A 13,737-nucleotide genomic window follows, 5' to 3' on the forward strand; every position below is an offset into this window, starting at 1 on the left:
ATGTCTCGCTCGTGTTCGCTAAGTGAGCCAGTGTAGTAGAGCGCCATAAGGTCAACGGAGAATGTTCCAGGGCAGGGCGCGGGCAGTATTCGAATGGCCCATTGGCGAAGCCGAAGTTGCTCTGGCCGGGCAGTGGGTTTTCTTACGCCAATAAGCGCGCGCATCTGGCTGAACAGCCGGGTTGTTGCTGTTGTACTGGCGCTTCATTCAGTTGCGCGAATACCGGCATGCATATTTTCTACACCTCCAGCGCTCACGGAATATTCAATCACTCGTTGCAAACCCCCGCGTCGACGCGAGGCGGCTGCGGGGTAGCGGTTCATGGCGGGAAGCTGTTCTGCGTGTATATCGATGAGTTCGATATCTGGGGGCAGATCAAGGTCATTACAAAAACAGAGCGGGGGGCCTGGAGTGCGCCGATGGACCTGGGCCCGCGGATCTACGCGAGCCAGGCGCCGGCAATCTTCACCGGGGGTGAAAACCTGTATGTCTTCGTGGTGGTCAAGGGGGCGGACGGAAGTTCGGCCTGTTGGCGCTTCCTCTATGACGATGTCACCGGCGTATTCATCATGGGGCCGTTGCCGAACCTCAAGAACATTACCCGGCCACCCGCATTCGTGGAAATGGACGGCATGCTCTACATGTTCTACAGCCGCCCCAACAAGATCATCGCCTGGCGCAAAACCAGGGATTTCACCACGTGGTCCGATGAACAGTGGATGTATGAAGAAAGCGACAAGCCGTTGCTCTGCGATAACCCGCCCACGGTTATCTGGTATCAGGGCCTGATTCATGTATTCGCCACCAACAACCAGGGCAATCACCTGTTATTGAAGTTCGACGGTGGCACCAACTGGACGCGGCCGCGGTTGTTCGTTGCGGAAAAATACACCAACGCGCCCGCTGCCGTTGTCCACAACGGTCTGTTGAAAGTCGTGTTCAATGGCCCGGTCTCCGCGCCAGACAATCGTGATCTTTTCCAGTATGGCTACGACGGCAATTCCACCAGCCCGCCGACCGTCAGTTCAAACCTCATGGCCACTGAACGCGTTGGCCTGGGTGTATTGGCTGACCGCCTGTATGTGTTGTATCGCGGTTCACCCTGAGGTTGCGTCATGCCTGTTGATAGAACCATTGCTGACTATATTGATGCCCATTTAACCCCCGGCCTTGCCGATACGGAACTGCAAACGCAGTTTGAAGTGATCGTCAGGGACATCGTCCTGTTGTTGCCGACGGCCGCTGAAACCGCCCAGCACACGGCTGCCTACCTGTCGTATGTGGTGTCCTTCCAGTACATGCGAAGCCGCAATGAAACGGAGCAGGCTTACTTTGCCAAAGCGCTGTCCGAATCGTTCGCCCGGCTCTACAACGACAGCACGCTCATGCGTGCCATTCATGCGGCACCGCGGGCGCACCTGTATTCGACGCTGTTGAGTTTCTACCACCTGCACCATGCGCTGATCATGAACGGCCTGAGAAGCCACGCCGGTCCGTTCTTCCTCGATGCCAGCGATGCTCTGCGCCGCTTGCAGCATATCGTCGGTGCGGCGTGCGGTCCCTGGCATGCCCATATCCGCCTGCAGGGGAGTAACGACTACCCCGCGCGGGTCATGGTCCATAACGGCTCGCCGCAGATTGAAATCGGTAGGCCCGCGGAGAGCGGACCGACGCTCAGTTTCGCTATCGCCACCTGGAACATGCAGGGCGCTTCGGCCTCCACGGAATCGAAGTGGCGCACCCGGGTGCTGCAACTGGCGCGGGCCAATGACATCGTGGTCCTGCAGGAGGCGGGCAGTGTGCCCGCCTCCGCGACGCTCAGCGCGCAGTTGCAGGTCAATGACCAGTTCGGCGTTGCCCACCAGATCGACCATTACCTGTGGAACCTGGGGACGGTCGCGCGTCCTGAGGTCTATCACGTGTTCTTTCTCGATGTTCAGCGCTTGCGGGTCAACCTGGCGATCGTTGTGCGGGGAACCAGCGATCTGGACATCCATGACATGGTGGTCGTCTCCGATGGCGTCACCGTGACCGCCCCCGTTTACCGCCCGGCACTGGGCATCCGGGTGAGGCGCTGGTCGGCGCTGCACCATGAGCACGTGACGGTGTTCAACTTCCACGCCATTTCGGGAGGCGGGGCCAATTCATCGCGGGTGCTGCGTGAGGTGAGCTGGCATACCGAGACGCCGTTCGTGATGCTCGGCGACTTCAACCGCGACCCGCGGCCCGGCACCTCCCGACCCAACGCGGGCAACTGGATATCACCGCCGGACATCGCCCGGCTCGAGCTGGCCAACGGCCCGACCCATCCCGCTGACCAGCCGCAGGCCATGCTCGATTACGCGGTGTCCAACGGCACGGCAACGCCGACCGCGCCCGGTATCGTCGGGCTGCCAGGCCCGTCGAACCACTCGGATGTGAGTTACCGCTTCAGCTTTTAGCCTCATCCCCACCATGCCCGCTGGGGCGGGTTAATTTCCGGCCCGCCTCGCTCGTTCATAGATCATCGACGCACGCCCCGGCGGTGTGCGGTCATTCAATGAAGGAGACAAGCAATGACTTCCGTTTTCGATCGCGACGACATCGTGTTCCAGGTTGTGGTCAACCACGAAGAGCAGTATTCGATCTGGCCCGACTACAAAGCGATCCCCGAAGGCTGGCGCACCGCCGGCAAAAGCGGCCTGAAGAAGGACTGCCTGGCTTGGATCGACGAGGTCTGGACCGACATGCGCCCGCTGAGCCTGCGTCAGAAGATGGCCGCCGCAGCGGCGGTATCCTGAGGGGCCTGGCGTGTCGTCACTGACCCTGTTGTGCCTGCCGTACTCTGGCGCCAGCGCCATGGTCTACAGCCGTTGGCGGCGCAAATTGCCGGCCTGGCTGAACGTGCGTCCGGTCGAGTTGCCGGGCCGTGGCGCCCGCCTGGCCGAGCCGCTGCACACCGACCTGGCCGCGCTGGCCCGGCAACTGGCGGCCGAACAACGGCTGACCGCCAACCAGCCCTACGCCGTGCTGGGCCACAGCCTCGGCGCGTTGTTGGCCTTTGAGCTGGTACATGAACTGCAGGCGCTGGGCTGTCGCCCGCCGGTGGCGTTGTTCGCTTGCGGCACCGCCGCGCCGAGTCGCCGCGAGGAGTATGACGGCGCCCGTTTGCGCGAGGCGAAAAGCGATGCCGAGCTGATGGACGAGTTGCGCACCTTGCAGGGCACGCCCGAGGAAGTGCTGGCCAACGAAGAGCTGATGGGCCTGATGCTGCCGATCCTGCGCGCCGACTTCCTGCTCTGCGGGCATTACGCCTATCGCCAGCGTCCGGCCCTGCGCTGTCCGCTGCACGTCTTCGGCGGCGAAGACGACCGCGCCAGCGAGGAGCAGTTGCTGGCCTGGCGCGCGGAAACCCAGGGCGATTTCTCCCTGGAGGTGTTTCCGGGCGGGCACTTCTTCATCCACGAACATGAAGACCGCGTGCTGGGTGTGCTCAGCGCTGCGCTGGAGCCCCTGCGCCTGACGGCCTAGCCCGGCGATGCCGGCCCGGCGGTTGCCATCGGCACCCCGGGCTTGCATAGTCGGGCACCCCCGACTGCAAGGAGCCACGACGCAATGCTGATCGATTCCTCCCAGGCCACGCTGCTGGTCATCGACGTTCAGGAAAAACTCATCGGCGCGGTCAGCGACCCCGCTGGCACCCTGGCGCGCACCCGCTGGCTGCTCGCCGCCACCGCAGAGCTTGGGCTGCCGACGGTGATTTCCGAGCAATACCCCAAGGGCCTCGGCCACACCGTCGCCAGCCTGCTGGACGTCGCAGCCAGCGCCACGGTGGTGGAGAAACAGCACTTTTCCTGCGTGGCCGGCGAATGCCTGCCCGCCACGCTGCTGGCCCGCGAGCAGGTGATCGTGTGCGGTATGGAAACCCATGTCTGCGTGCTGCAGACCGTGCTCGAACTGCTGGCCCTGGGCAAGCAGGTGTTCGTGGTGGCCGATGCCTGCGACAGCCGCACCGCGTTCAGCAAAGCCACCGGCCTCGAACGCATGCGCGATGCCGGCGCGCAGATCGTCACCCGCGAAATGGTGCTGTTCGAACTGATGCGCAGCGCCGGCCACGAGAAATTCCGCCAGATCAGCAAGACCTTCCTGGTCGGGGAGCAGCCCTGAGGTTGATGGCAATTCGATATTCCCTGCTTTAAAGTGCGCGCTGGATTTCCACACTGACAGGATGTTTCGATGGCTTCCCGCGCACTGGCTGTTCTCGTTTCGACCCTTACGCTCGCTTGCCTGCCAACACTGGCTCAGGCCCAGGCCACGGTGGCCCAGGTCTTCAATGGCGAGATGCTTGGCACCAACCTGCGCTATTTCGAATCCATCGCCGGGATTGCCAGGACCTCGGCGGGGGATGTCCACAGCTACCGCGTGCAGGGCTGCGAAATCTCCGCCAACGCCGCGGGCGGCACTGTCAGTGAACTGCGCCTGCAGCTTTCGTCGTCGTGCAAGGCCGATCTTTCCAGCTTCATCGGCACCTTCGCACCGCCCGCCAACAAGCCGCTGACCTTCGGCGCGATGAGTGAATCCAGCGGCGGCCAGCTGGAGTTCTATGCCGACTGCCTGCACCTGTGCGGCAACGCCGCTGACCCCTCGGTGTACGCGCTTTGGCAGGGACCGCACGCGGTCAATTTCACCGAGGTTCTGCTGGAGGCTGTGTTGGCCGACGATGCCGCCATCAATGCCTCGAACCAGTGGAGCGAGGCCATGGAAAAAACCAAGGGCCAGGATTTCGTCATCGACACCCGCTTCAACTGCGAGCGCGACTTCGATGAGGTCGCCAACCAGAGTTTCAAGGCGGTGAAGGTAACGGCGGTGACCATCGGTACCGAACTGAGCAAACCGGGCTGCTGAACAGGAGACCCAAGCGAATGGCACGCAAATCGGGCAAGACACTGGAGCGCACCTTGCGTGCGGATTACGGCAAGAACAACCCGCTGCCGAAGAAACTGCAGTTTCTCGCCGGGGTGAAATTCACGGCGGTGGCGTCGGTCATTCTGCCGGACGATGAGCGTGCCACTGATCTTGTCGAGTTCAAACCGGCGGCGTTGAAGAAGTTGCTCGGGCAGTTGGCCGATGCCAGCGCCGAACACTCCAGCGAGCAGGAAAAGGCACTGCGTGCGAGCAAGCGGGCGCTGGGCAAGGCGGAAAAAGAGCTGCTGCGCAGCCAGGCGGATTTCGACGAACTCAAGGGCGAGGCGATCCTGCAGGAACAGTCCATTCTCGACCTGAAGGATCAGTTGCGCGACTTGCGCGCCCGCTGCCAGGACCTGGCCAGCGATCTTGAGCGGGAACAGTCGGCGCACCAGGTGGTCAAGCGAAACTACGAGCAGGTGCTGGCGAATCTCGAGGACGATTCGATCCCGCTGAAGTCGGACATACCGGGCGCCAGGGGACTTGAGGAAATCACCAACCGCAGGCGCCTGCCGGGTAGTTTCAAGTAGCGTCTTGCCCTGGGCCGCTGGCCCCCGCTACCGTGTTCGCATTGTCCGGGCAGGGGAGTGAAGCCAGTGAGCCGATTGACGGGGTTGATGCTGGTGCTGTTGCTGCTGGCCGGTTGCGCTGGCCAGCAGGCGAAACAGCAGGTGACACCGGAGCAGGCCCGGGCGCGCATCGCCGCGCTGCTGCCGGCCAGCGTCAGTGATCGTCAGGGCTGGGCCCGCGACATCGAGACGGCGTTCACCACTCAGAAGCTCGATCCCAGTCAGTCGAATATCTGCGCGGTGCTGGCGGTGACCGAGCAGGAATCCACCTTCAGCGCCGACCCTAAAGTGCCCAACCTTGGGCGTATCGCCCGCGAAGAAATCGACCGCCGCGCCGCCCGGGTGTTCGTGCCGAAAGCCCTGGTGGATGCCGCCCTCGATACTCGCTCACCGAATGGCAAGACTTGGAACCAGCGCCTGGCGGCGGTGCGCAGTGAGCGGGAACTGAGCCGGCTGTATGACGAACTGACCGGCTCGCTGCCGCTGGGCAAGACGCTGCTCGGCGGCTTGAACCCGGTGCGCACCGGCGGGCCGATGCAGGTCAGCATCGATTTTGCCGAGGCCCATGCCGGTGATTATCCCTACGACCATGATGGCAGCCTGCGCAACGAGGTGTTCAGCCGGCGCGGCGGGATGTATTTCGGCATCGCCCATTTGCTTGGGTATCCGGCCAACTACGACCAGCCGCTGTATCGCTTCGCCGATTTCAACGCGGGCTGGTACGCCAGCCGCAACGCCGCGTTTCAGAGCGCGCTGAGCCGGGTCACGGGCGTGGAGTTGGCGTTGGATGGCGATCTGATCGCGCCGGGTTCGATTCTGCCGGGGAGTACCGAAAAGGCGGCGCGGCGGCTGGGCGAGGAGTTCGGCATGCGCAACCCGACCCTGCGTAGTCAGTTGGAGAAGGGCGACCGTTATGAGTTCGAGGAAACCCGTTTGTACCAACAGGTCTTTGCCCTGGCCGACAAGGCGGCAGGTAAGCGCGTGCCGCGGGCGGTGTTGCCGGGGATCGAGCTGAAGAGCCCGAAGATTACCCGGCAATTGACCACGGCGTGGTTCGCCAAGCGGGTGGATGAGCGGTATCAGCGGTGTATGAAGCGATAAAAGGCGGGGGCCGCCGTGCGGCCCTTCGCGAGCAAGCTCGCTCCTACAGGGCCCTTGGTTTAACCCTGACTCCCCGCCAACGCCCCCACCACCTGTTCCACCCCAGCCTTCAACCCGGCCAATGTGTCGTCACTGTCGGTATCCACCACCACCAGCTTCGCGCCGGACGCGGCGATCACGTCCGCCACGGCCTGGCTCGGCTGTTTGTGGTGCAGCACCACGGCAACATCCTGGCCTTTCAACTCGTCGCCGAGGTGCTTGAGCTGTTCGGTGGTCCAGTGGTCGTCGGCCACTTGCGGGTGGTCGATCAGGTCCAGGTTCAGCCCGCCGATCAGGTAGCCCAGGCGATCCGACAGGTTGACCACGCTGAGGTTGTCGGCCTCGGCCAGCTTCGCTTCGCTGCTGGCGCTGAGGTCGAGCAATTGGCGTTTGATGGCGGCGAGGTTGCTCTGGATTTTCGGTTGGTCCGCCGGCGACAGGCGCCCGAGGTCGCTGGCCAGGACGTCGGCCATGCGCCCGAGGTTGGTCGGGTTCAGCCACGGGTAACCCGAGAACACGTTGTTGCCCTGTACGGCGATACCCGGCAGGGCACCGTCCACCGGCCGCGCGGCGTCGATTTCGACGATGCGGATATTGCTCCGGCGCGCTACCGGGTACAGCGGGTCGTCGTTCCAGATCGAGCGCAGGCCGATCACCGCGTCAGCCTTGCCCGCGGACTTTTGCAGGCTCGCCAGGCCGCGACCGCTGAAGTAGGACGGCTGGCGGCTGGCGGGGATGTTCGCCGGCGCCGCCCGTTGCAGTTTGACCGAGGTGCCGTCCAGCAGCAGGCTGCCCAGGCCGTAGGTCACCGGCAGCGAGGCCAGTACGGTGACGCCGGCGGCCTGTTGCGCGGCGGGTGTCGCCGCGCTCTGGGCATGGCTGGCGAGGGGCAGGCCGGCCAGCAGCAGGGCCAGGCTCAGGTGCTTGAGGGTTGGAGTCATGCCGGGTTTCCTTGCAGGCGTGGAACCAGGCCGCGTGCCAGCGCGGCGAGGGCGAAGAAGCTGCCGGCGACCAGGATGATCGCTGCGCCCGAAGGCACCGGCAGGTCGAAGACGATGGGCAGCAGGATGCCAATCAGGGTGCTGAAGGTCGCAATCAGTACCGAGGCCCAGAAGAAACCCTTCAGCGACTGGCTGACCAGCCGCGCCGCCGCCGCCGGAATCACCAACAGCGCGCCGACCAGGATCGCGCCGATGACTTTCACTGCCGCCACCGTGACCAGCGTCACCAGCACCACGAACAGGTAGTCCAGGCTTTTCACCGCGACGCCACGCACCGCCGCCAGTTGCGGGTTGAAGCTGGCCAGCATGATGCGGTTGTACAGCGGCAGCGCCAGCCCCAGCACCAGGCTGCCGACGATGCCCAGCACCACCAGGTCCTGGCCGCTGACGGTGAGCACCGAGCCGAACAGCACGTTTTCGAGGATGTGCACGTTGATCTTGCCGGCCAGCATCAGCAGCAGGCTCGCGCCCAGCGCCAGCGACACCGAGAGGAACACGCCGATCAGGGTGTCCGGCGACAGGCCGGTGCGGTTGCGCAGGAAGTTGAGCAGGATGCCGAACAGCAGGCAGTAGCCGAACAGGCTGCCGTAGGGGCCGGTGTAGGGTTCGCCGAGGAGGATGCCGATGGCCACGCCGGTCAGCGCCGCGTGACCCACGGCCTCGGAGAAGAAGGCGAAGCGCTTGACCACCACCAGCGTGCCGAGGCCGCCGAGCACCGGGCCGATCATCAGGCCGGCGAGCAGGGCGTTGACCACGAAACCGTAGGCCAGGGCTTCGGGCAGGTAGCCGGAGGACGCCCAGCCCTGGATCAGCAGGCGGAATTCTTCGTAGTTCATCAGGCGGTGCTCTCGCTGCGCGGGTGAATGGAAAACAGCCCGAGCAGCCGCTCAGGGGTCAGCGCTTCTTTCGGCGGCGCGTCGAACAGCACCCGCCGGCTCAGCCCGGTGACCCGGTCGGCCAGGCGCGCCACGGCTTCCAGGTCGTGCTCGATCCACAGCACGGTGGTCCCGGCCTGGCGCCATTCCTGCAGCAGGCGTTCGAACACCTGGGCACCGGCTTCGTCCAGCGCCGACATCGGTTCATCCAGCACCAGCAGTTGCGGCGCCGGGATCAGCCCCTGGGCCAGCAGCACCCGCTGGCGTTCGCCGCCAGACAGCGCGCCCATGCGCCGCTTGCGTTTGTCCTGCATGCCGACCCGGGCCAGGGCCGCGTCGATCGCCGGCGTCACCCGCCGCGACAGGCCGAGGAAGGCCGGCGTGCGCTGGCACATGGCGGCCATGAAATCGTCCACGGTCATCGGCAGGCCGCGGTCGAACTCCAGGGCTTGCGGTACGTAGCCGATCACCTGGCCGTTGTCCGGCCAGTTCAGCGCCAGGCGGCCCTGGTGCGGCATTTGCCCGAGCAGGGTCTTGATCAGCGAACTCTTGCCGCCGCCGTTGGGGCCGACGATGGCGTGCACGCTGCCGGCCGCGACCTGGAAGCTGACCTGATCGAGAATCCGCGTGCGGCCCAGGGTCAGGTCGATGCCGCTGAATTCGATGGACGGCCCGCGTGGCGCGGCGACGACGTTTTCGGCAACGGTCATGCCTGGTTCTCCTTGATCGCCCGGACCACGGTGTCGAGGTTGCGCTTCATCTCCACCTCGTATTTCTCCTTGGTGTACTCGCCGTAGGAGATGTGGGTGAGCGGGTAGAGCTTGACCCCGGCTTCGCGCTGGATGGTCTCGACGTAGGCCGACGGGAAGTCCATCTCGGAGAAGATCACTTTGACGTCCAGCGCATGCAGTTGGTCGATGGTCTTTTTCAGTTGCGCCGGGCTCGGCTCGATGCCGTGGGCCGGTTCCACCACCGCGGTGACTTCCAGGCCGAACTCGCGCACCAGGTAGTCATACGCCGCGTGGATGGTGGCGACGCGGAAGGACGGGTTCGGTGCTTCGGTCAGTTGCGCCAGGGCGTCGGCGCGCAGCTTGCGCAGGCGCTTGGCGTAGTCGCGGGCGTTCTTGCTGTAGTACTTGGCGTTGTCCGGGTCGAGCTTGCCCAGTTCGCGGGCGATGTTGTTGATCTGGGCGATGCTGGCGCTGATCGACAGGAAGGTGTGCGGGTTGACCACCTTGCCGGCGCCACGGGCGGCGATGCCGGTGGCGGCGAGCAGCGGCACGTTGGCGTTGGATTCGATGGTGGCGATGTTCGGTTTTTCGCTGGCGGCGATCATGCGGTCGGCGAAGTCGTCATGGCCCACGCCGTTGAGCACCACCACATCCAGCGAGCCGATGCGCTTGATGTCTTCGGCGCGCGGCTCGTAGGCATGCGGGTTGAAACCTGCGGGAATCAGCGGCACCACCTCGGCGCGGTCACCGACGATATTGCTGACGTAGCTGTAGTACGGGTGCAGGGTGATGCCGATGCGCAGCGGCTTGCCGTTTTCGGCGAGGGCCAGGGCGGGCAGGGCAAGGGCGACGAACAGGCTGAGAACGCGGACGAGGGCGGAGCGGAGCATGGGCATTCCTTGGCGGTCAGTGCTGATGCTGGCGGGTGACACCGGCGTCATAGTGGGCGGCGATCTGTTTCCAGCCGGCGCCTTGCAGGGCGCTGGCCGACAGTTCGGCGGGCAAGGTGGGCTGGGCGGTGCGGTTGAGCCAGACGTCGGCATTGCCGTCGTGTGCCTCGGGCACCAGCAGCAGGAAGCTGCCGGCGGTTTCCGGGCGCGGGCTCAGGCCCAGGTAGGCATTGCCCGGCGCCTGGCGCCACTGGTGTTCGCCACGGGTGACGCTGCTGGCATCGGCGACGAAGGGGGCAAAGCCTTCCTCCACCAGCAACTCGATGCTGACCAGCCCCGGCTCTTCTTCGCGGCGCGCCTGGATCTCGTCGAAGGCCACCCGCAGGTCGGTGTAGATGCCTTGTTCGGCGGCGTTGAGGTCGCGGCGGGCATCCAGTTGATGGGCCTCGATCCGGGTTTCGTCCTCGCGCTCGCCGCGCAGCGCCACCACCGTGGCGGCAAGCGCCAGGATCAGCACGGCGACCAGCAGCACGTAGAGGGTTTCATGCCCGGCGCCGGCCGGGCGGACCACCTGGACCCGGCTCATGGCTCACCGATGTCGGCGTAGTCGATTTCCACGACGTGGCCGGGGCCCGCGTCGAACAGCACGTAGAACTCGCCGGCCGGGCGCTTGAAGGTCAGGGTCGAATCGTCGCCGAGCTTGCCGGGGACCAGCACGCTTTCGTCGTAGCCGATCACGTCCAGGGTCACCCCCGGTGCGCCGCTGCCGTCGGAGAAGCCGCCGGTGCACTTGATCTGCTCGCCGTCGATCGGCTCGCACTGGCACATCGGGTTGTGCGCCAGGGCGGGGCCGGCGAGCGCCAGCAGGAACAGGGGCAGGGCAAGCCTGCCGGCCTTGAGTTTCATCATTTGCCTCCTTGTTTGTTCAGCCAGGCGACGGTGGCGGGCGAGGCCTTGGCCAGGGGGACCGAGGCCTGGTGCATGCTGCCGTCCCAGCCTTCGAGGGTGATCCACAGTTCGGCGTCGGCGCGGGTGCGCTCCGGCACCGGCAGGCTGGTGCCCATGCGGTACGGCGTGCCGAAGAAAATCGTGCCGGCGGCGCGCAGGCTGCGCGGCTTGCCGATGCGCAGGTAGGCGGCCTTGACCTCGCCGATGCAGGTCTTGCACAGCGCCGCGTTGAACGACTTGAAGTAGCCGGCCGGGCCGTCCTGGCGCGGGGCTTCGTCGCGCAGTTCGGCGAGGGTCAGGCTCCAGGGGCCGACCTGGATATCGTCGATCGGCGTCGCGCCCAGGCCGCTGTCGCCGCGAAACAGCGCGGCGTCGGCGAAGTACTTGGGCATAAAGCCCAGCGGGATCAGCAACAGCAGGATGTTCAGGTGAAAACGCCACTTCAGCCACGCCTGCTTCAGCGGGCTCGGCTTGACGGCGGCATTCAGGGTCTGGCTCATGGTTGCACCTGCGTGGCGGTTTCCTGGGCGACCTGGCGCGATCGCGGTTTCTTTTCGCTGCGCTTGAGCGCGGCGGCGGTGGCCTGGGCGGTGCGCTTGGTCCAGATCAGCAGGCCGCTGAGCACCATCATGGACAGCACCAGGCCGAAGAAGGCCCAGATCAGCTTGATGGCCAGGCCGCCGAAGTCACCGGTGTGCAGCGGGCGCATCGACTCGGTGACGAACTCCAGCGCCGAGCGGTCCGAGACCAGGAACGAGGCGTCGACGTTCCGGGTGTAGGGGTTGACGTTGGCGGTCTGGAACATCAGCGGATACCAGCCGCGGCCGCCGAGGTAGATGTGCCCGTAGGCGTTCGACGGCAGTTGCGCGAAGGTGACGTCGAGGCCGGGAATCTGCGTGGTGGCGATGCGGGTGGCTTCGTCGAGGTCGATGCGTGGCACCGGCTTGAGGTTGTCCGAAAGCGGCACGTCTTCGCGGGCGATCACCGGGGTGATTGGCTCGGTGGAAATCGTGATGTGGTTGTCGCCGAGGATCGCCTGGATCAGGAACCAGGTGCCGGTGATGGAAATCACCGCGATGAACCAGATCGACCAGATGCCGCTCAGGCGGTGGAAATCGCCCCAGAAAATCCGCGCGCCGTGGTTGAAGCGCAGCACCGGTTTGAAAAAGCCCTTCCAGAATTTCTTGTAGACCACCAGCCCGGTGACCAGCGAGGCCAGCATCGGCAGGCCCAACAGCGACACCAGATACCAGCCCCAGCTGTAGCCGTTGGTGAACGGCACCAGCCACCAGCCATGCAGGGCGCGGGTGAAGGCTTCGAAGTTGAACTCCGGGCTCTTGCCCTGGATCGCCCCGGTGTACGGGTTGACGTAGAGCGTCGGCGCGGTGCCGTCAGGGAAGGTTACTGCCGCGGTCAGGGCGAAGTGCGAACCGTCCGGCTGGCTGATGAAGCGCACGGCCATGTCCGGCTCGGCCTTGTTCAGCGCATCGAGGACCTGCTGGAAACTCAGGCGTTCGGCATCACCGTCCGGTTTGCTGGCGCGCACGTCGGGGTTCGCCAGCCAGACGATCTCCTGGCTGACCACCGCCAGGGTGCCGGTGACACAGACGATCAGCACGAAGAACCAGATCGGCAGAGCGAGCCAGCTGTGGACGAGGAACCACAACCTGGATTTGGACTTTTTCGATTGTTGGGCCATTGCTTCTGTCTTGTTCGTAAAAAGTGGGGTCGAGCCGACGCTCAACCTGAGGGCTGCACTTATAAGGACGAACGAGAATCGTAAACCCGTCAGTGGAAATGTAAGCAAATGCTTCGGTGACGGGTTTTCTGGCCAATTTTCGAGCTTTTTGCAGGATGGTGTGATTGCTCACTGCTCCTTGTGCGGGTCTCTGGGGCCTCATCCACAGAGCCCTTCTGCGCATGAACGAAACCACCCGCAAAAAATTTACTGCCGTTCGTCAGAGCTCCCGCGCCACCCGGAACCCGATCCAGTCCCCGCGAGTAGTGGGGTAGACATTGTTGCGGTTGCCGGAGCGGGAAAAGATCGGCGCCTCGCCCCAGTCGTTGCCGCGGATATGCACGACTTTGCAATTGGCCTCTTTCCAGGCGCTGCCATCGGTCGGCGCCCCGACATAACTGTCGTGATAACAATCGGCGACCCACTCGTAGACGTTGCCATGCATGTCGTACACGCCGAAGTCGTTCGGCGCGTAGCTGCCCACCGGCGAGGTGAAGCTGTAGCCATCCTTGGGGCCGTAGACGTTGGCGTTGCGGCTGATCTCGTATTCGGCGTCCGGGTCCAGCGGGAACGGGAACGGCCCGGTGCTGCCGGCGCGGGCGGCGTATTCGCGTTCAGCCTCGCTGACCATCCGGTAGTGCTTGCCGGTCTTCTTCGACAACCAGGCCACATAGTCCTCGACATCGTGGTAGCTCATGCACACCGCCGGCTGCTTCGGCCCCTGCTTGTAACGCGGCTTGCTGGCCTTGCATTCACGGCCCGGGCGGGTGTCGCCGTCGGCGATTTTCGCCCCGGACTCGCGCACGTAGGCGTCCCACTCACCCGCAGTGACCTGGTAGCGGCTGATGGCGAACGGCTTGGCGAAGGTCACTTGGTGCAGCGGCCCTTCGTCGGGCTGGCG

General features: G+C 64.7%; 17 protein-coding genes. 8 read left to right on the top strand and 9 right to left on the bottom strand.

What is annotated here, in order from left to right:
- Nucleotides 1-101: 101 nt before the first annotated feature.
- The 8 genes from NTD88_RS02255 to NTD88_RS02290 all read left to right on the top strand — a co-directional run bounded on the left by NTD88_RS02255 (nucleotide 102) and on the right by NTD88_RS02290 (nucleotide 6,614).
- Nucleotides 102-1,106, top strand: a complete 1,005-nt coding sequence (locus tag NTD88_RS02255) for a hypothetical protein (RefSeq protein ID WP_143502049.1) — start codon at nucleotides 102-104, stop codon at nucleotides 1,104-1,106.
- A 9-nt stretch (nucleotides 1,107-1,115) separates the two neighbouring features.
- Nucleotides 1,116-2,441 (top strand): endonuclease/exonuclease/phosphatase family protein, encoded by a 1,326-nt coding sequence (locus tag NTD88_RS02260; protein ID WP_262154231.1) that lies wholly within the window; start codon nucleotides 1,116-1,118, stop codon nucleotides 2,439-2,441.
- 114 nt (nucleotides 2,442-2,555) lie between these two features.
- Nucleotides 2,556-2,780, top strand: coding sequence for an MbtH family protein (locus NTD88_RS02265; RefSeq protein WP_262154232.1), 225 nt, complete (start codon nucleotides 2,556-2,558; stop codon nucleotides 2,778-2,780).
- Between the two features lie 10 nt (nucleotides 2,781-2,790).
- Nucleotides 2,791-3,510, top strand: a complete 720-nt coding sequence (locus tag NTD88_RS02270; RefSeq protein WP_262154233.1) for a thioesterase II family protein — start codon at nucleotides 2,791-2,793, stop codon at nucleotides 3,508-3,510.
- 84 nt (nucleotides 3,511-3,594) lie between these two features.
- Nucleotides 3,595-4,146 carry a hydrolase gene (locus NTD88_RS02275; RefSeq protein WP_262154234.1) on the top strand — a complete coding sequence of 184 codons (552 nt, stop codon included), beginning with the start codon at nucleotides 3,595-3,597 and terminating at the stop codon, nucleotides 4,144-4,146.
- 69 nt (nucleotides 4,147-4,215) lie between these two features.
- Nucleotides 4,216-4,884, top strand: coding sequence for a hypothetical protein (locus tag NTD88_RS02280; protein WP_262154235.1), 669 nt, complete (start codon nucleotides 4,216-4,218; stop codon nucleotides 4,882-4,884).
- 17 nt (nucleotides 4,885-4,901) lie between these two features.
- The gene (locus NTD88_RS02285) at nucleotides 4,902-5,474 is read left to right on the top strand and encodes a hypothetical protein (RefSeq protein ID WP_262154236.1); all 573 of its coding nucleotides are present in this window, start codon (nucleotides 4,902-4,904) and stop codon (nucleotides 5,472-5,474) included.
- An 87-nt stretch (nucleotides 5,475-5,561) separates the two neighbouring features.
- Nucleotides 5,562-6,614 (top strand): DUF1615 domain-containing protein, encoded by a 1,053-nt coding sequence (locus tag NTD88_RS02290; RefSeq protein ID WP_262154249.1) that lies wholly within the window; start codon nucleotides 5,562-5,564, stop codon nucleotides 6,612-6,614.
- Between the two features lie 59 nt (nucleotides 6,615-6,673).
- Here the strand turns inward: NTD88_RS02290 and NTD88_RS02295 are convergent, their stop codons facing one another.
- The 9 genes from NTD88_RS02295 to NTD88_RS02335 form a co-directional block, all read right to left on the bottom strand.
- A complete protein-coding gene (locus NTD88_RS02295) occupies nucleotides 6,674-7,594 on the bottom strand; it encodes a metal ABC transporter solute-binding protein, Zn/Mn family (RefSeq protein ID WP_262154237.1) in 921 nt (306 codons plus the stop codon).
- Nucleotides 7,591-8,490 (bottom strand): metal ABC transporter permease, encoded by a 900-nt coding sequence (locus NTD88_RS02300; RefSeq protein WP_095157692.1) that lies wholly within the window; start codon nucleotides 8,488-8,490, stop codon nucleotides 7,591-7,593. The genes NTD88_RS02295 and NTD88_RS02300 overlap by 4 nt, the downstream gene beginning before the upstream one ends.
- On the bottom strand, nucleotides 8,490-9,239 hold the full coding sequence (locus NTD88_RS02305; protein ID WP_095157690.1) for a metal ABC transporter ATP-binding protein: 750 nt from the start codon (nucleotides 9,237-9,239) through the stop codon (nucleotides 8,490-8,492). The genes NTD88_RS02300 and NTD88_RS02305 overlap by 1 nt, the downstream gene beginning before the upstream one ends.
- A complete protein-coding gene (locus NTD88_RS02310; protein WP_177454453.1) occupies nucleotides 9,236-10,150 on the bottom strand; it encodes a metal ABC transporter solute-binding protein, Zn/Mn family in 915 nt (304 codons plus the stop codon). The genes NTD88_RS02305 and NTD88_RS02310 overlap by 4 nt, the downstream gene beginning before the upstream one ends.
- A gap of 16 nt (nucleotides 10,151-10,166) precedes the next feature.
- Nucleotides 10,167-10,736 carry a DUF6162 family protein gene (locus NTD88_RS02315; protein ID WP_262154238.1) on the bottom strand — a complete coding sequence of 190 codons (570 nt, stop codon included), beginning with the start codon at nucleotides 10,734-10,736 and terminating at the stop codon, nucleotides 10,167-10,169.
- Nucleotides 10,733-11,056 carry a hypothetical protein gene (locus NTD88_RS02320; protein ID WP_095157686.1) on the bottom strand — a complete coding sequence of 108 codons (324 nt, stop codon included), beginning with the start codon at nucleotides 11,054-11,056 and terminating at the stop codon, nucleotides 10,733-10,735. The genes NTD88_RS02315 and NTD88_RS02320 overlap by 4 nt, the downstream gene beginning before the upstream one ends.
- The gene (locus tag NTD88_RS02325) at nucleotides 11,056-11,598 is read right to left on the bottom strand and encodes a thiamine pyrophosphate-binding protein (RefSeq protein WP_095157684.1); all 543 of its coding nucleotides are present in this window, start codon (nucleotides 11,596-11,598) and stop codon (nucleotides 11,056-11,058) included. Before NTD88_RS02325 ends, NTD88_RS02320 begins: the two co-directional genes overlap by 1 nt.
- Nucleotides 11,595-12,797, bottom strand: coding sequence for a PepSY-associated TM helix domain-containing protein (locus NTD88_RS02330; protein WP_262154239.1), 1,203 nt, complete (start codon nucleotides 12,795-12,797; stop codon nucleotides 11,595-11,597). The genes NTD88_RS02325 and NTD88_RS02330 overlap by 4 nt, the downstream gene beginning before the upstream one ends.
- Before the next feature lie 259 nt (nucleotides 12,798-13,056).
- Nucleotides 13,057-13,737 (bottom strand): formylglycine-generating enzyme family protein (locus NTD88_RS02335; protein WP_262191705.1); only part of this gene is annotated, 681 nt, incomplete at its 5' end.

The sequence above is a fragment of the Pseudomonas sp. 20P_3.2_Bac5 genome (assembly GCF_025466035.1).
In the GTDB taxonomy this organism is placed as follows: domain Bacteria; phylum Pseudomonadota; class Gammaproteobacteria; order Pseudomonadales; family Pseudomonadaceae; genus Aquipseudomonas.